Here is a 23,962-nt window from a genome sequence, read left to right as displayed (position 1 = left end):
CCAGAATTACAGAGGTTTATATAAATGGTGATATACTATGATAATAAATATTATTGAATGGAGGAAAAAGAGATGAAAGAATACAAGGTTATAACAGCACTTTTTTTGTCAGCAGTAATGCTGGGTACAGCTCCATTAACCGTATGGGGAGCGGAGAGTTTTTCGACAGGGGAATCTTTCAGTGATGGAACAGAAAATATTCCTGACATAGTAACAGATTCGGCTCTGTCTGGTGAATCTTCTGAAAGAGACTATGAGTTAAGCATAGAAACAGGTACGGATGTAGAGCTTACAGAAAGTGATTTTTATGATCCGGAATTTCGTGTAGAGAAATATGTGAAAGTCAGAAATTCAGGAAAAAAAGAAACAAGAGTCCGGGTAGATGCTTCTGGTCTTAAGAATTTTGAGGTAGATGATCAGATGGCAAAGTGGTCAGAGGATTATGAGGAACAGGATTCCAAAAGACTGCTGAAGCCGGGAGAAACTCTGGATTTTTTTGTACTGCCAAAGCAGGAATACGGAACATATGATGAAACGTTTGATTTCCTTGCAGATGACGGAAGCAGATATCCGGTTCATATCACAATGAATAGAGAGAAGAACCCAACGGAAAAGAAGAGTCTGGAAATTACCGAAAAATCTTCCGAGAGTTTCCCGATAATGCACTGGGGATATAAGACACTTCCGGAAGCCAGAATTTATGTTTTGAAAAATTTTACGGACATGGATATGGAACTGTCTTTCGATTATAGCAAAGACTGTAGTGTATCATTATGCGGAAATACCAGTCTGGCACCTGGAGAGAGTACAGAACTGAGCCTTTGTCCGCAGATGGGACTGCCAGTTGGAGAACATGATCTTGGAGTGACAGTGACTGCGAAAACAGCGACAGGAGAGACTATAACAAAGAAGATTTGGGATTCTTTCAGAGTAGATTCAAGGACATTTCAGGGACTGGTGGATACCATTGAACCTGTGACCGGAATTACCAATGGCGTAGAAAAAACTGCTGATGCTTTACATTTGCCATCGGTTCTTAAAGTCTATGGTGCTGAAGTGGATGGAGAAAAAACGACATTTTCTGCCGATGTAAAATGGGATGTGGAGAATTGTGCATATAACCCGAAAAATACGGCGTCTCAAAGTTTCACAGTTAACGGACAATTGGAACTGCGTGAAGGTGAAAACAATGAAGAGCTGGATACGTCTGTAAAGATAAAGGTACAGGTGGATGCGTACAAGGGGTTGAACAGACCGGTGATTGATTCGACATGGACCAGAGTGATCACGAATTATGCAGAACTTTCTTTAAGAGATACTTCTAATGAAGCAGACGGATATTTTTTTGTAGCAGCAGAATCTCAAAAGGAACTGGAAAAAGAAAATTATATCGCACAGGTGAAGGTCGCAAAATCTGAACTGAATCATTATCCTAAACTGAAATATATTCCTGAAGGGACGCATTATCTCTATTGCAGGGCATATAAAGAGGAAAGTGGTCATACGGAGAAATATGGTGAATGGTCTGAAGGATTTCTGTTAAAGGTAAATATAAAGACACCAAATGCACCTGTGGTTCAAAAACTACAGGTGAAGAAAAATGACGTTAAAATTATCCTTGGCAGTAATACAGAAGAACTGGATGGTTATGATGTTGTTGCTGCCAGAAGTAAAGACGGGGATGAGCCATCAGATTATATAAAGGTACAATGCAAATATTCAGGAAACAGCAAGGAACTCATTCTAAAAGGAGTACCGAAAGGAAACTGGTATATTGGTGTACATGGCTATAAATATCTGGATGGATCAAATAAAAAAGTACTGAGTAAGTGGGCGGAAGTTCAAAAAGTAACGGTAAAGACAAGCCTTGTAACAGGAAAACCAGCTGTTAAATCGGCAAAGGTTTCCAGACAGGGAACAAAAAGAAAAGTAACGGTGAAGTTTACTGTACCAAAAGCCTGTGACGGAACGGACTGGGTACTGGCAAAGAAAGTATCTCAATCCGAAGATGGAAGTTATACATATGTCAGCGGTTATGCTTATACTAAGAAAAATCAGACGAAAACTACAGTCATTTTTAAAAATGTAAAACCTGGAGTTTATTATCTTACAGGACGTGCTTATGTAAAAGGATATGCAAAAAATTATACGAAATGGTCAGAGGTAAAGAAAGTAGTTGTGAAGTAGAAAAGTGATTTAGACCAGAAATTTATTTTTTTTCTGCATATATATATATATCAAAAAAGAAGGTGTTGTTTGTCAGAATAAATAATCCAAAGGAAGTATGGTAGTATTTATTCTGCAACTGTGTGGTATAACCAAAACCTGAGTTTACGACTGTGAATGTACATTCTGCATCAGATTCTTTCCAGTTTACAACACTGAAAGTTAATGTTTCTGGCATAATTTTTGTCTCCTTTAAATTTTTTGAATTTGCAAATTCACTATATAAAGATGCTGCTTTGGTGATTTGTAAACCATAAGTGTGTATATGAGCATGATTTTTTTCTTTCATGCGGAAATTAGGTAAGAATAAAAATAAAGATTCGAGGTCAGATGATGCAGGTTTATTCCCTTTTTATATTTTCTGCATCAGTTTACTGTAAAATAATAACGGGTAAAGAAGATATAAGATGTTCTGGTACATACAATTAAGAAGAAAGGGGCATGTGCTGTGTATAGTCAAAATGATGAACCGCCTGAGATGATCAGGCGGTTTTGAAGTATCTGGATTTTTTATGAATATTTTATTTTTAATTACAGGTATAATGTGTTACAATAAATATAACCATTAAGACTACCAGGCAGGTCAGAATTTGACCTGCCTGTAAATAAATACGGAAATAAATCGGGTTCAAAAGAATCGTTAATAATTGTAACAAAATAAAATTACCGGTATGGCAAAAATAAAATTACAGGGGAAATGCGGATGAATGAGATGACAGATGCATATGTAAAACTGGATAAGGTTTCCAAAATATATGGAACCAAAGAAGTAAAGATCGTTGCAGTGGATGAGATCAGCTTTGAGATTGCCAAGGGAGAGTTTGTAGTGATCGTTGGTCCCAGCGGTGCGGGCAAGACGACAGTGCTGAACATTCTTGGGGGTATGGATCAGGCTACCAGCGGAGAAGTTCTGGTGGATGGAAGGAATATTGCCAGATATAACAGCAGGCAGCTTACCGGTTATCGGAGAAATGATATTGGATTTGTATTCCAGTTCTATAATCTGGTGCCTAATCTTACAGCGCTGGAGAATGTAGAACTGGCATTGCAGATTTGTAAAAATCCGTTGGATGCCAGGGAGGTTCTGGAGGAAGTGGGACTGAAGGACAGACTGACCAATTTCCCGGCACAGCTTTCCGGCGGTGAACAGCAGAGAGTTTCCATTGCCAGGGCACTGGCGAAGAATCCCAAGCTGTTGTTGTGTGATGAGCCCACAGGTGCACTGGACTACCAGACAGGTAAGGCAATCCTGAAACTTTTGCAGGATATGTGCAGAGAGCGTGGAATGACAGTGATCGTCATTACCCATAACTCGGCGCTGACACCTATGGCAGACCGTGTGATCAAGATCAAGAACGGCAAGGTTTCCAGGATGACAATGAATGACCATCCTACACCCATAGAGGAGATAGAATGGTAGGTGATGAATATGAAAGCAATGCATAAAGATTTCTGGATGGAGATACGCAAGAGCAAAGCCAGATTTATTTCCATATTTATGATCGTTGCTCTGGGAGTTGCGTTTTTCTCCGGGATACAGGCCTCGTCACCGGATATGCGCTTCTCAGGTGATGCCTATTATGATGAAACCAATCTTATGGATATCAAAGTAATGGGAACTCTGGGACTGACGGAGGATGATGTAGCTGCCATTAAGCAGGTGGACGGAGTAGAGAATGCAGAGGGCGCCTATGGTACAGATGTAATGTGTGGAGAAGGCGAGAAGCAGAAGGTACTTCATGTGGAAGCTGTGGATCAAACCATGAATCGGATCTCAGTGACAGAGGGAAAAGCTCCGGAAAAAAGCGGAGAGATTTTCCTTGACTGTATTTTTGCTGAGAGCAATGGATATAAGGTGGGTGATCAGATTACCCTGAAAGAGGGCGGAGGCAGCGAACTGCTGAAAAAGACAGATTACACAGTTGTGGGTTTAGGTGAGAGTCCGCTTTACATATCCTATAACCGGGGAAACTCTACTCTTGGTTCCGGTGAGGTTAATGGATTTGCCTATGTGCTCCCTGAGGATTTTGACCAGGAGGTTTATACACAGATCTATGTGCAGGCTCATGGGGCACAGGATCTGATCAGCTATACAGATGCTTATGATTCCCTGATAGAGCGAGTGCAGGAGCGAGTGGAGGGGAGTGAGGCAGAACGGTGTCAGGTCAGATATGATGAGATTGTAGAGGAAGCCAATGACAAGCTTGCAGATGCCAGACAGGAACTTGAAGACGGAAAGAAGGAAGCTAATGAGAAGCTTGCGGATGCCAGACAGGAACTGGAGGACGGCAAAAAGAAGTTAAAAGACGGCAAGAAGGAATATAAGGATGGCAAGAAAAAGCTTGCAGACGCAAAAAAGGAACTGGAGGACGGAAAAGCCCGGCTTGCAGATGCAAAGAAGGAATTAGAGGATGGCAGATCCCAGCTTGCCAGTGCGAAAGAGCAGCTTGCCAGTGGCAGAGCACAGATCGCATCTGCAAAGGAACAGCTGAATGCAGGATGGGCGGAGGTTTCAGAGAACCAGGCAAAGCTTGATGATGGAAAAGCACAGCTTGAGGATGGCAAGAATCAGTTAAGCGCCGGTGAGAAGCAGATTGCGGATGCAAAGACGCAGCTTACCCAGAGCCAGCAGGAACTTGACAATGGAAAGGCGCAGATTCAGTCAGGCAGAGAGCAGATTGCAGCAACCAGACAGGACTTAAATGCCAAAAAGGAAAGCTGCAATCAGGGACTTGCGCAGATTGAGCAGCAGGAGGCCGGACTTGCAGAAGGAGAGGCTCAGCTTGAGGGTGCCAGAAGTCAGCTTGCAGCATTGCAGGCACAGTATGAGCAGGCACAAGCTTCAGGCACATATTCCGAGGAAGACCTGGCGGCTCTGGCAGCACAGGTTTCCGCTTATCAGGAGCAGGTGGACAGTCAGGCAGCCCAGCTGGAAGCATCCAGAAACCAGATCGCAGCAGCAAGAAGTGAACTGGAGAGTGGTTTAAGCCAGGTGGAGAGCGGACTGTCCCAGCTTGATGCAAAGGAAGCAGAACTGAACCAGCAGGAGGCCGTATTTCCCGATGCCCAGGCAAAGATTGATGCAGGATGGAAAGAGGTGAAGGCTCAGGAGAAGAAGCTGGAACCAGCCAGAAAAGAGATTCAGGAAAAAGAAGCCCAGCTTGAGTCAGCACAGGAACAGATCGATGCTGCAAAAGCAAAACTAAATTCCAGCCAGGCGCAGTTAGAGGAGAAGGAGGCAGAACTTGCTTCGGGAGAAGCACAGATCCGGGAGAATGAAGGGAAGCTTGCTTCCGGCGAGAAAGAGATTGCCGACAATGAACAGAAGCTGAGGGATGGAGAGAAGGAAATCTCAGAGAACGAACAGAAGCTGAAGGATTCCAGAAAGGACATCAAAAAAGCTGAGAAGGATCTGGAAGAAGGTAAAAAAGAATACGAAGACGGCAAGAGGGATGCAGAGAAAGAAATTGCAGACGGTGAGAAGAAGATTCAGGATGCCCAGGATGAGATCGATGATATCAGTATGCCGGAATGGATGGTAACGGACCGCAATGATCTGCCGGAATATTCAGATTATGGGGATAATGCAGACAGAATAAGAAGTATCGGACAGGTTTTCCCTGTTATCTTTTTCCTGGTGGCTGCACTGGTAAGTCTGACTACCATGACACGAATGGTGGAGGAACAGAGAACCCAGATCGGTACAATGAAGGCTCTGGGATACGGCAAGTATGCAATTGCATCCAAATATCTGCTGTATGCCTTTCTTGCCACAGTGGGAGGCAGTATCCTGGGAATTCTGATCGGAGAGAAAATCCTGCCCTGGGTTATTATTAACGGGTATGGCATTATGTATAAGGGTATGATGAACAATATCCAGATCCGTTATGAATTAAAATTTGCAATGATAGCAGCAGGTGCAGCAACTGTGTGTACTGTCGGAGCCACCATTTTCTCCTGTTACAGGGCACTGGCGGAAACTCCGGCATCACTGATGCGTCCTCCTGCTCCCAAAGAGGGTAAGAGAATCCTGCTGGAACGGATCCCGCTTTTCTGGAAGCACTTGAATTTTACATGGAAATCTACTCTGAGAAACCTTTTCCGATATAAAAAACGTTTCTTTATGACGATTTTCGGTATTTCGGGAAGTATGGCGCTAATGCTGGTAGGTTTTGGACTCAGGGATTCCATTATGGATATTGCCAGACGGCAGTATCAGGAGCTTCAGCATTATACAGGAACGATCATTGATGATGAGGAGGCAACGGATAAGGAGAGACAGGAGCTGGATGAATTTTTGAAGAATGACAGCCAGATCGAGAGATATACCCATGTGCAGTTTACCAAGATGAGTGTTCCCAGAAATAAATCCAATATCAGCGTATATGTGTATGTGCCTGAGAATCTTGAGACCTTTAATAAGGATGTAACTCTTCAGGACAGAAAGACAAAAGAGAAATATAAGCTGACGGAAGCAGGTACAGTGATCAGTGAGAAGACGGCAACTCTGACAGGACTGAAAGTCGGGGATACCATGACCATCACAAAGGATGGGAAAAATTATGAGACAAAGATCGCAGCAGTGACAGAGAATTACATGGGACATTATATTTATATGACAGGAAATGTCTATGAACAGACCTTCGGGGAGAAGCCGAACTATTCTGCAACTGTTTTCACGGTAAAAGAGGAGTACAAAGAATCAGAATCTGAGGTGGGAAATGAGATCCTGAAGCACCCGGCTGCATTAAGCATCAGCTATACCAGCAGTCTGGAGGCTCAGCTTCACAGAATGCTTGGAGCATTGGATACGGTAATCATAGTGCTGATCATTTCTGCGGGAATGCTTGCTTTCGTAGTCCTGTATAATCTGAACAATGTCAATATTACGGAACGCCAGAGAGAACTGGCAACCCTGAAGGTACTGGGATTCTATGATAATGAAGTTTCTGCCTATGTATACAGGGAGAACGTTATCCTTACCCTCATCGGCGTGCTGGCAGGGGCTGTATTCGGAATCTTTTTGCACAGATATATTATCCGTACTGTGGAAGTGGATGCGGTCATGTTCGGAAGAAATATTAATCCTGTCAGTTTCCTGTACTGCGGACTGCTGACAATTGGATTCTCCATGATTGTAAATCTGTTTATGCATCAGAAATTAAAGAAGATTGACATGGTAGAATCCCTGAAAAGTGTGGAATAAACGATTTGTCGCTTTATTGCGGAAAAGAAGAAATTGTTTTTCTGTGGTTTTTAAATATGTAGTCAAACGGATAGAATGGATAAGAGGAAGAAAGGGGAATATTATCATGGGAACAGCAAATCAGATAGAGCAGGAATTAATGAGCTATATATCCGATCATAAAATCAGGAACACGCATTCACATCATCTGCCGGAACAGGCGATGGTGGATTTTGATCTGGATAAGCTGATAAATAATACGTATTTACAATGGCAGCAGGTAACTCCGGGGACAACAGCAGAAAGCAGAACTGCATATCTGGAAAAAACACGATATAAATCTTATTTTGTCTGGCTTCAAAAGGCAATCGGGGAGTTGTATGGAATATCGGAGCCGATCACAGCTCAGAACTGGAATCAGATTTCAGATCAGATCAGAAAAGCGCATCAAAATCCCGACTTTTACATGGATGTGCTGAAAAATAAGTGTAAGTATCAAAAAGTAATCGTAGATACCTACTGGAATCCGGGCTCTGACAATGGAAGACCGGAACTGTTTACGCCTGCTTTTCGACTGGATCTGTTCTTTTTGGGCTATAAAAAAGGACTTCGCAATCATGACGGTGTATCACTGGAAGAGAACTTCGGTGAGCTGCCGGACAATTTACAGGATTATGTGGAGTGGGTCAGAAAGTGGATCATACAAAAAAAGAGTGAGGGCTGTGTGGCCTTAAAAATAGCGATGGCCTATGAGCGCAGTCTTCATTTTGAAAAAGTGACGCGGGAGCAGGCTGAACGGGTATTTCGTTTAAAAGAGTCGGATATAACCCAGGAGGATATCAGATGTTTTCAGGACTATTTATTCTGGAAAATATGTGAAATTGCGGCGGAAGTGTCACTTCCATTACAATGTCATACAGGAATGGGGCAAGTCATAGATACGAATATACTGCAATTGAACAATGTGATAAAAAATAATCCGGAAACAAAGTTCGTACTGTTGCATTGCGGCTTTCCATGGGTAGATGATCTCTTTTCCATAGTAGACGGATATCCGAATCTGTATCCGGATCTGACCTGGCTTCCAATCTTATCCTACACCGCATCAAAACGTGTAATGCATCAGTTGATCGAGATGTCCCAGATTGATAAAATCTGCTGGGGATGTGATACGTGGACAGTAGAGGAAAGTTATGGCTCCCTTCTTGCATTCCGTTTTTCACTGTGTAGTGTTCTGAGAGAAAAAATAGAGGACGGATATCTTTCCGTAAATAATGCAAAGGATATTATTGATAAAATTTTGTTCGACAATGCGGGAAAAATATACGTATGACACCAGATAAATTTGTGAAATTCGGAGAAACATTCTTGACAAGAAAGCCTTTTTTCATTATAGTAGAATCCAGAAAAAGGCTGTGAAAAAGAGGAGTAGGCGGTAATGCCCCACAGAGAGGGAAGCTTATAAGCTGGAAGGTTTCCCGGGAACAGAAGTGCTGAAGGTAGCTTTGGAGCCGGGAGGCTGAAGTGAGTGGTATGATATAATACTGAGATTCATATACGCGCATGGTAGGCTTTCACGTATCCCGCGTTAAGGGAATGAGAGATAAACTAAGGTGGTACCGCGATTTATATCGCCCTTTGCACGTATAATGCGTGTAAAGGGCGTTTTTTAATCGAATAAGCTTATAGAGCTGTGGACTGCTTTACAGCGGAGTGATCCGCAGATACTTTTATTACAGATATAGAATATCAGGAGGACATTATGAGCAAAGAACTTGCAAAAACTTACGATCCTAAGGGAATCGAAGAGCGTCTTTACACAAAATGGATGGACAATGGATATTTCCATGCAAAAGTAAATCCGGACAAGAAACCGTTTACTATTGTTATGCCGCCGCCAAACGTAACCGGACAGCTTCACATGGGACATGCACTGGATGAAACCATGCAGGATATCCTGATCCGTTTCAAGAGAATGCAGGGCTATGAAGCATTATGGCAGCCGGGAACTGACCATGCAGCTATCGCTACAGAGGTTAAGGTTATCGACAAGCTGAAAAAAGAAGGTATCGACAAACACGATATCGGCCGTGAGGAATTCTTAAAACATGCGTGGGCATGGAAAGAGGAGTACGGCGGAAAGATCATCAATCAGTTAAAGAAACTGGGTGCTTCCGCAGACTGGGAGAGAGAACGTTTCACAATGGATGAGGGATGTTCCAAAGCAGTACAGGAAGTATTTATCAAATTATATGAAAAAGGCTATATCTACAAAGGTTCCAGAATCATCAACTGGTGTCCTGTATGCCAGACTTCCATCTCTGATGCAGAGGTTGAGCATGAGGATCAGGACGGATTTTTCTGGCACATTAATTACCCGATCGCAGGGGAAGAGGGACGTTTCGTAGAGATTGCAACTACACGTCCGGAAACCCTGCTGGGTGATACTGCTGTTGCCGTAAATCCGGAAGATGAGCGCTACAAGGATCTCATCGGCAAGATGCTGAAGCTTCCTCTCACAGACAGAGAGATTCCGGTGATCGCCGATGAATATGTAGACAAAGAATTCGGAACAGGATGTGTAAAGATCACACCTGCCCATGACCCTAACGACTTTGAGGTTGGACGCCGTCACAATCTGGAAGAGATCAACATTATGAATGACGATGCGACCATCAACGAGCTTGGTGGAAAATACGCTGGTATGGACCGTTACGAAGCACGTAAGGCAATGGTAGCAGATCTGGAAGAACTTGGACTTCTGGTAAAAGTAGTTCCTCACAACCACAGCGTTGGAACTCATGACCGCTGCGGCACAACGGTAGAGCCTATGATCAAGCCACAGTGGTTTGTAAAGATGGACGAGATGGCAAAGGCTGCGATCAAAGCTCTGGATGACGGAGATCTGAAATTCGTTCCGTCCCGTTTTGACAAGACGTATCTTCACTGGCTTGAGAATATCCGCGACTGGTGTATTTCCAGACAGTTATGGTGGGGACACAGAATTCCGGCTTATTACTGTGATGAGTGCGGTGAAGTAGTTGTTGCAAGAGAAATGCCTGAGAAATGCCCGAAATGCGGATGCACACATCTTCATCAGGATGAGGATACACTGGATACCTGGTTCAGTTCTGCATTATGGCCATTCTCCACACTTGGCTGGCCGGAGAAAACACCGGAACTGGAATATTTCTATCCGACAGATGTACTTGTTACAGGATATGACATTATCTTCTTCTGGGTTATCCGTATGGTATTCTCTGCTCTGGAGCAGACTGATCAGGTTCCGTTCCATCATGTACTGATCCATGGTCTGGTACGTGACTCCCAGGGACGTAAGATGAGTAAGTCTCTTGGAAACGGTATCGATCCTCTGGAAGTTATTGATAAATACGGCGCAGATGCTCTTCGTCTTACTCTGATGACAGGTAATGCACCTGGAAATGATATGCGTTTCTACTGGGAAAAGGTAGAAGCAAGCCGTAACTTCGCAAACAAGATCTGGAATGCTTCCCGTTTCATCATGATGAACCTGGAAGACAAGACAGTGACAGAGCCGGAGAACTTAAATGATCTCTGTGCAGAGGATAAATGGATTCTGTCTCACTTAAATACAGTGATCCGCGAAGCTACAGAGAACATGGAAAAATATGAACTTGGTATTGCAGTACAGAAGGTTTATGACTTCCTGTGGGATGAACTCTGCGACTGGTATATTGAGATGGCTAAAGTTCGTCTGTGGAAGGCAGAGGAAGATCCGAAGGCAGCAAATGATGCACTCTGGACATTAAGAACAGCGCTGACAGAAGGCCTGAAGCTTCTTCATCCGTATATGCCGTTTATCACAGAGGAAATCTACTGCACACTTCTTCCTGAAGAAGAGTCTATTATGATCTCCGAATGGCCTGTATACAGAGAAGAGAGAAACTTCCCGGATGCTGAGAAAGCAATCGAGGGCTTCAAAGAGGTTGTAAGAGGTATCCGTAATACCAGAACAGAGATGAATGTTCCGAATAACCGCAAGACAAGCCTGCATATTGTGGCAAAGGATGCTGAAACAGCAGCAATGTATGAGAACAGCAAGAAATCCTTTGTAAATCTTGCATTTGCAAAAGAGATTCTGGTACAGACAGACAAGAACGGAATCAGTGAAGATGCAGTTTCAGTAGTTGTTTCCAATGCGGTTGTATATATGCCGTTGGAAGACCTGATTGACAAAGATAAAGAGATTGAACGTCTTACAAAAGAAACAGAACGTCTCACAAAAGAGATCGCAAGATGTGAAGGTATGCTGAATAATCCGAACTTCGTAAACAAGGCACCTGCTGCCAAGGTGGATGCGGAGAAAGACAAACTTGCGAAATATAAAGAAATGATGGATAAGGTTAAAGGACAGTTAGAGCAGCTTAAGAAATAAGGGAGTGTTTAGATGAAATTGTATAAGATTTGTAACAAAATCTCCCTTTTACTCCATGTACTTGCCAGCGCAGCGGGATATTTTGTTATGGAGGCAATCTGCCGTCACTCGTTTATAGAAGCCTGGAATTATATGACACAGAGACCTCTGGTTTTTGCATATAATGCGGCATTCATTTTTACCTCGTCACTAATTGTTTATCTGTTTCACAGGAGAGTATTCTGGAGAGTACTGGTTACGTTGTTCTGGCTGATACTGGCCATTATTAACGGTGTTCTCCTGCTGAACCGTGTTACACCGTTTACAGGACCGGATCTGCATCTGATCACAGATGCAATGAAGATTGCCAACAAATATCTGCCTGTTGCAGGCGTTGTGGCAGTCTGCATCCTGTTTGGGATTCTTGTTATTTTACTGCTGATGCTGCTTATTAAAGGACCGAAGTATCAGAAAAAGATTAAATATCGCTACAATATTCCTCTGATCCTGCTGGCTGTTGCTCTTTTTGCAGGAAGTACACAACTGGCACTGGAGAAGAGGGTACTTTCCAATTACTTTGGAAATATTGCTTTTGCATATGAGGATTATGGATATCCTTACTGTCTGGCAACTACGATTTTTAATACGGGAATCAGCTGTCCGAGAGATTATTCTGAGAAAGAAATCAAAAGAATTGAGAAGACGGAAAAGAATCTTCCGGAAACGCAGGAAGAAAAGCGGCCGAATATTCTGTTTTTGCAGTTAGAATCATTCTTTGATCCTACGCTGGTTAATTACCTGGATATTTCAGAAGACCCGATTCCGACCTTCCGTAAGCTGATGAAGGAATATTCTTCAGGATATTATAAGGTTCCGTCTGTCGGTGCAGGTACTGCCAATACGGAATTTGAATCCATTACAGGAATGAGTATGCATTATTTTGGACCTGGGGAATATCCTTATAAGAGTATTCTTAGAGAGACTACATGTGAGAGTGCACCTTATGTACTGAAGAATCTGGGTTATACCACCCATGCAGTTCATAATAATGAGGCAAATTTCTATGGAAGAAGATCTATTTTCCCGAATCTCGGATTTGATACTTTTACTTCCGAAGAGTACATGGCAAGAGAGAACGAGAAGAATCCAAATGGCTGGGTAAAGGATGAGGTTCTGACAGATGAAATCCTGAAATGTCTGGACTCCACTGAGGGACCGGATTATGTATATACTATTTCTGTACAGGGACATGGTGCGTATCCGGATGAGCAGATTCTGGAAGATCCTGAGATCACAGTTTCCGGTGCACCGACTGAGGAAGAGAACAATAAATGGGAATATTACGTAAATGAGATCCATGAGATGGATAATTTTGTCAAAGAGCTGACAGACAAGCTTGCAGATTATCCTGAGGATGTGGTTCTTGTTATGTACGGTGACCACCTTCCGACTATGGGATTGACTGTGGAGGACCTGAAGAACAAGTATCTGTTCCAGACAGAGTATGTGATGTGGGATAACTTCGGACTTAAGAAAAAGAATGAAAATCTTGCAGCATACCAAATGGCGGCAGAGGTTATGGATCGTGTGGGAATCCATGAGGGAACTGTTTTCCGCTATCATCAGGCAAGAAGAAATACCAGAAATTATCAGGTGGATCTGGAAACCCTGCAGTATGACCTCCTTTATGGAAAGAGATATTCCTACGGGGAAAGCGGCGAAAGTCCTTATCTGCGTACCAGAATGCGTATGGGAATCTATGATGTGACTCTGGATTCCATTCAATGTATCTCTGAGGCAGATCATACATATTACATTAAGGGAACGGAATTTACGCCGTCCAGTGAAATCAAGCTGAACGGAGAATGGTATGATACGGTCTATATCAATCCGACTACGTTGATGATCACAGGTACGGAGTTGAATGATTTCGACAGGCTTGCGGTGATCCAGCGAAGCAACAGTTCGACGCGAAAACCGTTGAGCAAGAGCTATGACCGGTCCTGCTATGCACTTTATTCAAATAATAAATGGAAATTAACAGAAAGTGCCGGTACGAATGAAAATTAATCCATAATTTTGTCGGATAAAATATTACGATTGGTACTGGACATCTTCCACCACTATTATATAATGTTAGAGTAACTAAATACATTATAGATAAGTGGTGGAATTTTTTTATGAATTACGAAGAAGCAGTTGCTTATATTGATGAAACTCCGAAATTTACAAAGAAGAACAGTCTGGATCACACAAAGGAATGTCTGAGAAGACTTGGTAATCCTCAGGATAAGTTTAAGGTGATCCATGTGGCAGGAACTAATGGAAAGGGAAGTACATGTGCGTTTCTGACCTCTGTTCTGAGAGAGGCGGGATATTCCTGCGGATTATTTACTTCTCCTCATCTGGTGGAGATCAATGAACGCTTCCAGATCAATGAGGTGAATATTGATAATGATACTTTCCTGAAGGCCTTTGAGAAAGTAAAGGTACTTGCGGATGAACTGGTTGCAGAAGGAAGCTATCATCCGACTTATTTTGAGATGCTTTTTCTGATGGGGATGGTGATCTTTGCAGAGGCAGGTGTTGATTATGTGACTCTGGAAACAGGACTGGGCGGAAGAATGGATGCGACTACTGCTGTGGAGAATCCTGTTGCCTGTGTGATCACATCGATCAGTCTGGATCATATGCAGTATCTGGGAGATACAGTTGCCAAAATCGCAGGAGAAAAGGCCGGGATCATTGTGCCGGGGGTACCGGTAATCTATGACGGAAACGACCCGGATGCAGCAGAAGTGATCCGTGCCAGAGCAGAAGAACTGGGAAGCCCTGCTTATGAAGTGAAGAGATCAGATACAGAAGTGCTCAGAAATACTTCGGCGGGAATTGATTTTGCATTTCGGAATGAGTATTATAAGGATATGGTTTTCTCCATTCCGTTTATTGCAAAGTATCAGGTGATGAACAGTGCACTTGCATTAAAGACGATTGAGGTTCTGCAGAATGTGATTTCTGTATCTATGGATCAGATCCATGTGGGAATTGCCGGAACGCGCTGGCAGGGAAGAATGGAAACAGTGCTTCCGGGTGTGATCGTGGACGGTGCTCACAATGAGGACGGGGTAGAGAAATTTGTAGAGACAGCAGAACATTTTCAGAAAGAATGTCCGCTGACTTTGCTTTTTTCAGCAGTAGATGACAAAGATTATACAGATATGATACATACGATCTGCAGCAGGATCACGTTCCGTCAAGTGGTAGTAACCTCTGTTGGCGGATATCGCCAGGTTCCTGCTGAGAGATTTGCAAAGCTTTTTACAGAAGCAGGTGCTTCTTCTGTGGAAGTAGTGGAGGATGTTGAGAAAGCCTTTGGTAGAGCACTGGAAGTAAAGGGGGATGACGGAATGCTCTTCTGCGTGGGTTCCCTGTATCTTGTCGGTGAGATTAAAGATGTGATCAGGAGAAATAAGAAATGATAGATTATGAAGAGGAACTGAAGAAATTTGAACCCTGTCTGGATGTGGCAGATGCGGAGGGCGCGATTTATGAGAGAGAACTGACGGATATCCTGGATATTCTTCAGGAAGTTCTCCGCGAAGCCAAGAGTGGCAGACGGGTAAAATAAGGAGATACACATGAATTGTATGAATTGTGGCGCATTTCTGGTGGACAAAGATCTGGATTACTGCCCGAAATGTGGATGTAATGTGCTGATCCAGAAAAAGGTAGATTACCTTTCCAGACAGTATTACAACCGGGGGCTTGAGAAAGCCAGTGTCCGCGATCTTTCAGGGGCGATTGACTGTCTGAAGCAGAGTCTTATTTATAATAAGCATAACATTCAGGCGAGAAATCTTCTTGGACTGGTATATTTTGAGACAGGGGAGGTGGTTGCCGCACTCAGTGAATGGGTGATCAGTAAGAATCTTCAGCCATCCAGAAATCTGGCATCAGAATATATTAACAAGCTGCAGGCGAACTCCAATAAGCTTGAGGCGATCAATGAAACGATCAGAAAGTATAATGATGCCTTAAATCTGTGCAGGGAAGGTCATGAGGATATGGCTGCGATCAGGCTGAAGAAGATTCTCATACAGAATCCAAAACTGATCAAAGGTTACCATCTTCTGGCACTTGTGCAGATGAAAGAGGGGGAATATAACAAGGCAAGAAAGACGTTAAGGAAAGCCGCGCGGATTGATAAAACAAATACAACAACCCTTCGTTTTTTGAGAGAGATTGACGAACAGACAGGAGTATCTACACGTCTGGAACGTCAGAATAAAAGAAACAGGAAAGCTGTGGACAGCAGTGAGAATGATATGGCAATCCAGATTCCTCAGTATAAAGAAAAAGGAAGGATTCCGCTGTTTTTTACACTGGTTGCCGGATTTTGTGCAGGATTGCTGGCGTTTTATCTTCTGGCTGTTCCTGCCATACGTCAGGGAATCTACAGGGAAGCGAATCAGCAGATTGTGAAATACAGTGATGCAGTGTCCAGCCAGGGAGCTGAGCTGACCAAGGCACAGAGCCAGGCTCAGGAATCAGGGGACACAGTTGAGGCTGCTTCCAAACAGATAGAGGAAGAGAAGAAAAAGAACAGCAGTTATGAAGCTCTGATCGAAGCATATGCAGCATTACAGCAGCAGAATGCAGATGAGGCTGCATTGAAGATACAGAATGTTTATGCGGATCTGCTGCCTGCGGATCTGAAGGGAATTTACAATACGATCTGTAACACTACAGGGACAACCGGGATTGAAGGAACTACAGATGCGACAGCAGCAGACGGCACGGACAGTGGTGACAGCGCAGATGGAGATGCTTCTTCGGATTCATCGGACGATGGAAGTTATGACGATGGTTCCTATGACAGTGGGGAATATGATGATGGTTCTTACGATAATTCTGATGGTGATTCGGCAGATGATGGAAGTTACGACACCGGTGATTATGACGATTCCGGATACTGATACCGGGTTTTCATTTTGATGTGGCAGAAGACATGAAGTATTATAAGAAGATGTAAAGATACAAAAGAGATGCATGGAAGTCATGTGTCTCTTTTTTTACCGAATCAAGTAGGAGGCTGCGAAAAGCAATAAACAGTTATTTGATGTAGAGCTACACTGCAAAGTGGATTGCGAACATTCGCCTGACAAAAAAGTGAGGAGGGATATGATGGAGAACAGATTTGAAATACAGGGAAATTCCCTGATCATTCATTTACCGAAAGAGGTAGATCATATGGTGACAGACGAGATACGCAGAGATTCAGATGATATTATACGGAAAAAATATATACGAACGATCACATTTGATTTTTCAGGAACAGCGTTTATGGACAGTTCAGGGATAGGGCTGATCATGGGGAGATACCGGATGATGGGGATGCGCGGTGACTGTATACAGGCTACAGGAGTAAATTCCTATATTGAAAAGCTGCTGCATCTGTCAGGGGTATATAAATTTGTCGAAATCTGTGGGGAAGTCTAAAGAGAGGGGGAAGAAAACTATTATGGAAAATACCAATGAAATGAAAATTATTTTTGACAGCAGACCTGAGAATGAGGGGCTGGCAAGAGTTGCGGCGGCAGCTTTCTGCACACAGCTGAATCCTACTCTGGAGGAAGTGGCAGATCTGAAAACTGCTGTGTCAGAGGCTGTGACGAACTGTATTATTCATGCTTATGAAGGCCAGGTGAAGAAGATAGAGATTTTCTGCAGAAGGGAAGGGCAGAAATTATGGGTTGATGTGATCGATAAGGGAGTGGGGATCAGAGACGTTGCAAAAGCTATGGAGCCTCTTTTTACAACAAAGCCGGAGAAAGATCGTTCCGGGATGGGATTTACATTTATGGAAGCGTTTATGGATGAGGTAACAGTAGAATCACAGGTGGGATATGGAACAGTTGTCCATATGAAAAAGACGATCGGGAGGTAGGAATGGACCATACTCTTGCTCTGATCATGAAGTCACAACAGGGGGATAAAGAAGCAAGAGATACTGTATTTAAAGAAAACGCAGGACTTGTGTACAGCATGGCGAAAAGATTTGCCGGGCGCAGTGTGGAAATGGAAGATATCGTGCAGATAGGAAGCATTGGGCTGTTGAAAGCCATAGATCGTTTTGATATTTCGTACGATGTGAAGTTTTCAACTTATGCTGTTCCCATGATCATAGGTGAAATCAGACGCTATCTGAGGGATGACGGGATGCTTAAGGTGAGCAGAAACCTGAAAGAGAACTGTGCCAGAATTTATTCTGCGAGAGAAGCACTGGAAAAAGAACTGGGACGTGAACCGATACTGGAGGAAGTTGCGAAAGCGACAGAACTTTCAGTAGATGAAGTGGTGATGTCGATGGAATCAGGAGCTGAAGTGGAATCTTTGCACAAAATTATCTATCAGGGAGATGGAAATGATATTTCGCTTATGGACAGGCTCCAGGAAAAAGAAAATGGACAGGATGCAGCACTGAACAGGATTTTTCTGGATGAAATCCTGAAAAAACTGGATGCAAGAGAACGTCAGCTGATCGGTATGAGATATTTTAAGGATATGACGCAGACGGAGATTGCGGCAGAGATGGGAATTTCCCAGGTCCAAGTGTCCAGGATGGAAAAGCGGATTCTGAAGGAACTTAAAAAGCAGGTATAAGCAGATGGGAGTAATTAACTCACCGCTTGTAGAAGGTGGAGTATTCTCTGAAGAGGTAAATAAAAAAGAGGTTACTGTGAACGGAGTGAACAGTAACAAAAAGAGTGTGCGGATTACTATAATATTGCACACTCTTTTTGCTATAATATCTTTATTGTTATATATCGTAAGTTATACAGTTCTCTGTGATCTGAAGATCACATTTTTGTATTTCAGAAGGGCTGTCTGAAGAATCAGTCCTACTACACCACAGGAAACTACTTCTCCGATACCTACGGTAAGCATCATAAGCGGAATCGGAAGATTTACTCCGTATCCGAAGTGAAGTACGAATGGCACGATGACTGCATTGGAAACAATCGGCGGGATCGGCGCAAGAAAACGGTTGCAGCTGCGGAGTCTGTAAGTAAATACTGCTCCGATCAGTGTTGCGATGCTTCCGAAAATAATGTCTACAGGAATGGCACCGCCAAAGAGATTGGCAATGATACATCCCACAAATAACCCCGGAATCGCAGCCGGTGTAAAGAATGGCAGGATGGTCAGTGCTTCCGAAAAGCGAATCTGAATTTCGCCATAGCTGAGTGGTGCGAATAAAAGAGTCAGAACCACATAAATAGCTCCGATCACTGCTGCTTCTGTCAGAAACTGAGTACCTTTGTTTTTCATATTTGATTATCTCCTTTAGTATTTGTTTTACGAGTGGAAGGTTTCGAACACTCGGCTATCGAAGTATATCACTTTTCGGAAGTACGGTCAATGTCTTTGATAAGAGTTTTATTAACATTTTCCTCGTACAGACGCATCTGTATCTGCATAGGTGTTGGATCATCTGTTATTTTCATATGACCGAAATGATTGAAGAAGAAAAGTACCCCAAGTCCGATTCCTATGGAATAAGTGATTTCAAGAACAGTAAAATGACCGGAAGTCTGTCCTGTGACCTGGGTATAGATCTGCGAGAAGAGACCACCGACATCTACATCGTTATTAAATGTCATGATAGAGAAACCTGCACCGAAAAAGGCGGCAAGACCGACGAAAATAATCTTGCACCACTGCCAGACAAGCCCGGAACCGGGTTTGTTTTTAAAAGTGATGATAAAGTCGGCTTCTCCAATATTATTGATTTCAAGGTCCGGTTCTTTTTTTTTGATTTCGGAGATCAGATCCATGACAGACATTACATAACGTCCTGGTTTATTCGGGTCAAGATTTATAACCGGCATCACCCGGAGCCGATTCAGGATTTTACTGTTGCTGCAGGAAAGTTTTGCAATGTCCTGAAGATAAATGTGTGGATGGTTTATCTGGATATTCTGATCTAACTGTAAATAGAGAGTATCACTCATGGTATGTTATCCTTTCATTTTGGGCTTGAAAATCAGGCTTGCAAGATAAGAGAAGATCAAAGCTGCGGAGACTCCCACCGCGCAGGCGGTAAAGCCTCCCATAAAGAGTCCGATCAGTCCGTTTTTGTCAATGGATTCTTTCATTCCTTTCCACAGGATATTGCCAAAACCAAGCAGGGGAACAGAAGCGCCTGCTCCGGCAAATTCTGCAAATGGCTGATAGATTCCGACAGCGCTTAAAACAGAGCCTGTACATACCAGAAGTACCATGATCCGTCCGGGCATAAGCTTTGTCCTGTCCAGAAGAATCTGTACCAGGGCACAGATCAGTCCGCCTGTCCAGAATGCATTAAAATAGTCCATGTATTTTTCCTCCTGAAAAAATTTCTGTATCTACATCATATCCGGAACCCTGTACTGTTCTATTACAACAGCGTGTGCGATACCGGGAATTGGATCCCCCTCGTTGAAGCTTACCTTTGACAGAAGGGCACCTGTGGGAACAAAGAGAATCCTTTTCCATTTTTTCTGTATAATACCCGGAAGAATATAGCCTGCCAGAACAGAGGCGGCACATCCACATCCACTGCCGCCGGAATGTGTATCCTGAGTCTGAGGATCATAGATCAGCATACCGCAGTCCTGATGGACAGATGAGATATCAAATCCTTTTTCTGTGAGAAGGTCGAACAGGATTGTCTGTCCTACCATGCCCAGGTCACCGGTGAAGATGGCATCATAATCGGATGGTTTTCGGTGAAAATCCTGAAGATTTCGGGCTATGGTGTCGCAGGCAGCAGGAGCCATGCAAGCTCCCATATTGAGGGAATCCCTGAACCCAAAGTCAATCAGTCTTCCGGTGGTGATTCCTGTTATAACTGCACAGATATTGCGGTTACGGAGTGTGTTTAGTGTTTTGTTGTCCGGGCGTGGTGGCGGTTCATATCCAAGTATACAGGCTCCGGCACCGGTGACTGTCCAGGTAGCAGATAAGGGCCTTTGATTTCCATATCCCAGGGGAAAACGAAATTCTTTTTCTGCGCTGGCAAAGTGGCTGGAAGTTGCGCAGAGGATATATTTTCCGTACCCGCCGTCGATACACATTGAACCAAGGGAAAGAGATTCTCCCATAGTGGAGCATGCTCCGAAAAGACCGTAAAAAGGAATTTTCAGATCAGCGGTTCCGAAAGAAGAGGCTGATGTCTGAGCCAGCAGGTCGCCTGCAAAAAGAAGCTGTATATCAGAACAGGTGAGGCCGTTTTTTTTGATTGCCAGCAGAGCGGCCTGTTTTTGCAGAGTGCTTTCTGCAGCTTCCCAGGTATCTGTTCCAAACATGGGATCTTCACATATGGTATCAAAGTATGCGCCCAATGGCCCTTCCCCTTCTTTCCGGCTGACAACAGAAGCACAGCTCTGAACAAAGACAGGATTCTGAAATGAAATGCTGGATGTACCGCAGGTCATTTGTCTGTTCATAGAAAACCTCCTTGTATAATTGTATGATTCTTATGCAAAAACACCTCTCAGGATATGGATGCTGAATAGTTACGGGATCATTGTAAAAAGATAATAAATCACACCGAGAATCCATGAACTCAGGATTCCATAAAGAATTACGGGTCCTGCAATCGTAAATATTTTGCATCCGATGCCGAATACCTGTCCTTCTGCTTTATATTCGATCGCAGAGGAAGCTACGGAATTGGCAAAACCGGTGATCGGGACAAGGCTTCCGGCACCGCCGAATCTGCCGATTTTGGAATAAAGATTACATCCTGTGAGGATCACACTGAAAAGGATCAGGATAAGGGAACACCAGGAGCCGGCGGTATCTTTGTCCAGCCCAAGGTTATCTGCGTAATTTAAGATGACCTGTCCAACAACACAGATGACTCCGCCTGTGAAAAAGGCTTTGCACATATTCAGTGGCAGGCTGTGGACAGGAGTGACTGCTTTTACGTATTCTTCATATTGTTTCTGCTTTTTCTGACTGAGATTATTGTCTGACATAATATAAAACCTTTCTGATTGAAAATCCGGAATTTTGGCACACTGAGTAAAGAGTAATCGATTGCTGCTTTTTTGGCACTGATGTTAAAGATTAGCTGGAAATTATGGCAGCCATCCGTTATAATAGTAAATCAGTGCCCCGACAGTTTTGCCGGCGGCTATGCACAGGATTGTAAAAGAAAGACCTCTCTGGAATCTGCTTCTTCTGGCAAAGATAGGGAAAATATCTGCCATCTCTGCCAGGGCCATGATCCATCCACCAAGGAAAATCCCTGAAAAGAGCCCGTACAGAATCAGAAACGGGGTGCCGAACCGGATATTCCAGTGAAAAAGAAAGAACAGGTTTCCAAGTTCTGTTCCCCAGAATGTGATGTCTTCGTACAGCAATATATGATCTGCTGTGTGGGTAATTCCTGCATATCTGGGAATAATAGAAAGGCCGATCATAAGACCGGTTAGTCCTCCGGCAATAATAAAACCGGAACATAGTCCTGTAAATCCGAGAAAAATCTGCTCTAACATAAGTGCCTCCGATCCTGCCGACAACAAAAGAAGTTTTCGGGTAACTGTCCGGCAGTCTGTTATTGTGAAGCACCGGACAGATATATCTGTGATATGTATTATGGCAGAAATATAAAAATATATACACTGTCATTCATTTGTTACTGAGAACAGAGTGAACAGTAACCCTGGTAATATATCCGGCAGCAAAAGAGTGTATGAATAACTGTACTTTTGGAGAGAGAGATAGTATAATGTTACTGTTCACACACCGCTATCCCGCGAGGTATTTTTGCATGAATGTGCCAAAATTCTGAGACATACAAGCCAAAATTCTATTGCCGCAGGCAATCTGGAATGAATTTTGGCTAAGTTACTGAGAACGGAGTGAACAGTAACAGTATAATGACTGTATTATCTGACACTCTAGTACATCGTTTTCGAAATAACTATACCACTCACTTGTCTGCGAATCCGATTGCACAGGTCTAAAAGCCTCAGCGTAGCCCGCTACGCCTGCGTTTTTATACCAGCACACTCGAATCCGCATCCTACGCGATTGGTATAGTTATTTACGAAACGATGTACTAGGAACTGATCGGAAAATTCGACAGAATGAAAACGTCAAAAGAAACATAACAAATCATAATAAATATAGAAAGATTGAGGAATGAAATCTGTGAATCAGAATATAATAGAGAAATTTAATGATCTGCTGGGAGAAGAGAAAGTGAAAGTGGATGAACCCATGAAACGTCATACCACATTTCGGATTGGCGGTCCGGCAGATTACTTTTTGCTTCCGTCTTCTGAGGAAGAACTGAGCGGGATTCTGAAGATATGCAAAAATGAAGAACTGCCATATTTCATTCTTGGAAATGGAAGTAATCTTCTGGTAAGCGATGAAGGATACAGGGGTGTCATTATTCAGCTTTACAGAAATTATGGTGATATTACAGTAAAAGGAAATGAAATCCATGCAACAGCAGGAGCTCTGCTGTCACAGATCGCGGCGGCAGCCAAAAATGCGTCGCTGACAGGATTTGAGTTCGCCGGAGGAATTCCCGGCACATTAGGCGGTGCAGTTGTCATGAATGCAGGTGCCTATGGCGGTGAAATGAAAGATGTGCTGAAAGAAGTCACTGTTATGACAGCTGCAGGAGAAATTCTCGTACTTCCGGCAGAGAAGCTGGAAATGGGATATCGCACAAGTCTTGTGAAAACAAAAGGATATCTGGTGTTGAGCGCAGTGATCGTTCTTGAACAGGGGAATCAGGAAGCCATAAAAGCAAGAATGAAAGAACTGACAGAACAGAGAGTAAGCAAACAGCCTCTTGAATTTCCAAGTGCGGGAAGCACATTCAAACGTCCTGAAGGGTATTTTGCCGGAAAGCTGATCATGGATGCAGGGCTGAGAGGATACCAGACAGGCGGTGCACAGGTTTCCGAGAAGCACTGTGGGTTTGTGATCAATAAAGATAATGCAACTGCAGCAGATGTGTGCAGACTGCTCAGAGATGTACAGGATAAAGTAAAAGAACAGTTTGGCGTAACTCTTGAACCGGAAGTGAAATTTCTTGGGAAATTTTGATCTGACTGAATCGAAAAAGTACTGTGAACAGAGTGCAA

General features: G+C 43.3%; 20 protein-coding genes and 1 other annotated feature. Of the genes, 13 read left to right on the top strand and 7 right to left on the bottom strand.

From position 1 onward, the window contains the following. Positions 1–72: 72 nt before the first annotated feature. Positions 73–2,187 (top strand): hypothetical protein, encoded by a 2,115-nt coding sequence (locus LJE11_RS07980; protein ID WP_020994125.1) that lies wholly within the window; start codon positions 73–75, stop codon positions 2,185–2,187. A gap of 22 nt (positions 2,188–2,209) precedes the next feature. Here the strand turns inward: LJE11_RS07980 and LJE11_RS07975 are convergent, their stop codons facing one another. Beyond that, a complete protein-coding gene (locus LJE11_RS07975; RefSeq protein ID WP_161233457.1) occupies positions 2,210–2,404 on the bottom strand; it encodes a hypothetical protein in 195 nt (64 codons plus the stop codon). 525 nt (positions 2,405–2,929) lie between these two features. Between LJE11_RS07975 and LJE11_RS07970 the strand changes: the two genes are divergently transcribed. From LJE11_RS07970 to LJE11_RS07920, 11 genes are all read left to right on the top strand, one after another. Further along, positions 2,930–3,646: an ABC transporter ATP-binding protein gene (locus LJE11_RS07970; RefSeq protein WP_330575125.1), complete on the top strand. Its 717-nt coding sequence runs from the start codon at positions 2,930–2,932 to the stop codon at positions 3,644–3,646. Between the two features lie 3 nt (positions 3,647–3,649). Beyond that, positions 3,650–7,432 carry an FtsX-like permease family protein gene (locus LJE11_RS07965; RefSeq protein WP_227295796.1) on the top strand — a complete coding sequence of 1,261 codons (3,783 nt, stop codon included), beginning with the start codon at positions 3,650–3,652 and terminating at the stop codon, positions 7,430–7,432. A gap of 106 nt (positions 7,433–7,538) precedes the next feature. Next, complete coding sequence (locus tag LJE11_RS07960; protein ID WP_020994123.1) at positions 7,539–8,744, top strand: amidohydrolase family protein; 1,206 nt, start codon at positions 7,539–7,541, stop codon at positions 8,742–8,744. Between the two features lie 73 nt (positions 8,745–8,817). Further along, positions 8,818–9,053, top strand: a binding site (T-box leader). A gap of 120 nt (positions 9,054–9,173) precedes the next feature. Continuing rightward, positions 9,174–11,828, top strand: a complete 2,655-nt coding sequence (locus LJE11_RS07955) for a valine--tRNA ligase (protein WP_227295794.1) — start codon at positions 9,174–9,176, stop codon at positions 11,826–11,828. A 12-nt stretch (positions 11,829–11,840) separates the two neighbouring features. Further along, positions 11,841–13,877, top strand: a complete 2,037-nt coding sequence (locus tag LJE11_RS07950) for an LTA synthase family protein (protein ID WP_118338610.1) — start codon at positions 11,841–11,843, stop codon at positions 13,875–13,877. 110 nt (positions 13,878–13,987) lie between these two features. Further along, complete coding sequence (locus tag LJE11_RS07945; RefSeq protein WP_008707224.1) at positions 13,988–15,286, top strand: bifunctional folylpolyglutamate synthase/dihydrofolate synthase; 1,299 nt, start codon at positions 13,988–13,990, stop codon at positions 15,284–15,286. Beyond that, a complete protein-coding gene (locus LJE11_RS07940; protein ID WP_008707227.1) occupies positions 15,283–15,435 on the top strand; it encodes a hypothetical protein in 153 nt (50 codons plus the stop codon). Before LJE11_RS07945 ends, LJE11_RS07940 begins: the two co-directional genes overlap by 4 nt. Positions 15,436–15,445: 10 nt before the next feature. Further along, on the top strand, positions 15,446–16,783 hold the full coding sequence (locus tag LJE11_RS07935; protein WP_173698621.1) for a tetratricopeptide repeat protein: 1,338 nt from the start codon (positions 15,446–15,448) through the stop codon (positions 16,781–16,783). 208 nt (positions 16,784–16,991) lie between these two features. After that, positions 16,992–17,306, top strand: coding sequence for an STAS domain-containing protein (locus LJE11_RS07930; protein ID WP_020994122.1), 315 nt, complete (start codon positions 16,992–16,994; stop codon positions 17,304–17,306). A gap of 22 nt (positions 17,307–17,328) precedes the next feature. Further along, the gene (gene spoIIAB, locus LJE11_RS07925) at positions 17,329–17,754 is read left to right on the top strand and encodes an anti-sigma F factor (protein ID WP_055060207.1); all 426 of its coding nucleotides are present in this window, start codon (positions 17,329–17,331) and stop codon (positions 17,752–17,754) included. 2 nt (positions 17,755–17,756) lie between these two features. Then, positions 17,757–18,470, top strand: coding sequence for a SigF/SigG family RNA polymerase sporulation sigma factor (locus LJE11_RS07920; protein WP_008707232.1), 714 nt, complete (start codon positions 17,757–17,759; stop codon positions 18,468–18,470). Between the two features lie 171 nt (positions 18,471–18,641). Here the strand turns inward: LJE11_RS07920 and LJE11_RS07915 are convergent, their stop codons facing one another. The 6 genes from LJE11_RS07915 to LJE11_RS07890 all read right to left on the bottom strand — a co-directional run bounded on the left by LJE11_RS07915 (position 18,642) and on the right by LJE11_RS07890 (position 22,354). Continuing rightward, on the bottom strand, positions 18,642–19,139 hold the full coding sequence (locus LJE11_RS07915; protein WP_008707233.1) for a QueT transporter family protein: 498 nt from the start codon (positions 19,137–19,139) through the stop codon (positions 18,642–18,644). A 68-nt stretch (positions 19,140–19,207) separates the two neighbouring features. Then, positions 19,208–19,822: a stage V sporulation protein AA gene (locus LJE11_RS07910; protein WP_055052571.1), complete on the bottom strand. Its 615-nt coding sequence runs from the start codon at positions 19,820–19,822 to the stop codon at positions 19,208–19,210. Positions 19,823–19,828: 6 nt separating this feature from the next. After that, positions 19,829–20,185, bottom strand: a complete 357-nt coding sequence (locus LJE11_RS07905; protein WP_008707235.1) for a SpoVA/SpoVAEb family sporulation membrane protein — start codon at positions 20,183–20,185, stop codon at positions 19,829–19,831. 30 nt (positions 20,186–20,215) lie between these two features. After that, positions 20,216–21,298 carry a stage V sporulation protein AD gene (locus LJE11_RS07900; RefSeq protein WP_020994117.1) on the bottom strand — a complete coding sequence of 361 codons (1,083 nt, stop codon included), beginning with the start codon at positions 21,296–21,298 and terminating at the stop codon, positions 20,216–20,218. 69 nt (positions 21,299–21,367) lie between these two features. Then, complete coding sequence (locus tag LJE11_RS07895; protein WP_022381085.1) at positions 21,368–21,832, bottom strand: SpoVA/SpoVAEb family sporulation membrane protein; 465 nt, start codon at positions 21,830–21,832, stop codon at positions 21,368–21,370. Between the two features lie 102 nt (positions 21,833–21,934). Continuing rightward, a complete protein-coding gene (locus tag LJE11_RS07890; protein ID WP_008707239.1) occupies positions 21,935–22,354 on the bottom strand; it encodes a stage V sporulation protein AB in 420 nt (139 codons plus the stop codon). 649 nt (positions 22,355–23,003) lie between these two features. Between LJE11_RS07890 and murB the strand changes: the two genes are divergently transcribed. Beyond that, complete coding sequence (murB, locus tag LJE11_RS07885; protein WP_055052568.1) at positions 23,004–23,924, top strand: UDP-N-acetylmuramate dehydrogenase; 921 nt, start codon at positions 23,004–23,006, stop codon at positions 23,922–23,924. Positions 23,925–23,962: the final 38 nt, after the last annotated feature.

The organism is Blautia sp. DFI.1.216, assembly GCF_020594215.1.
Classification (GTDB): Bacteria; Bacillota; Clostridia; order Lachnospirales; family Lachnospiraceae; genus Blautia_A; species Blautia_A wexlerae.
The sequence above is the reverse complement of the archived record's forward strand: the minus strand, read 5'-3'. Positions and strand labels throughout refer to the sequence as shown.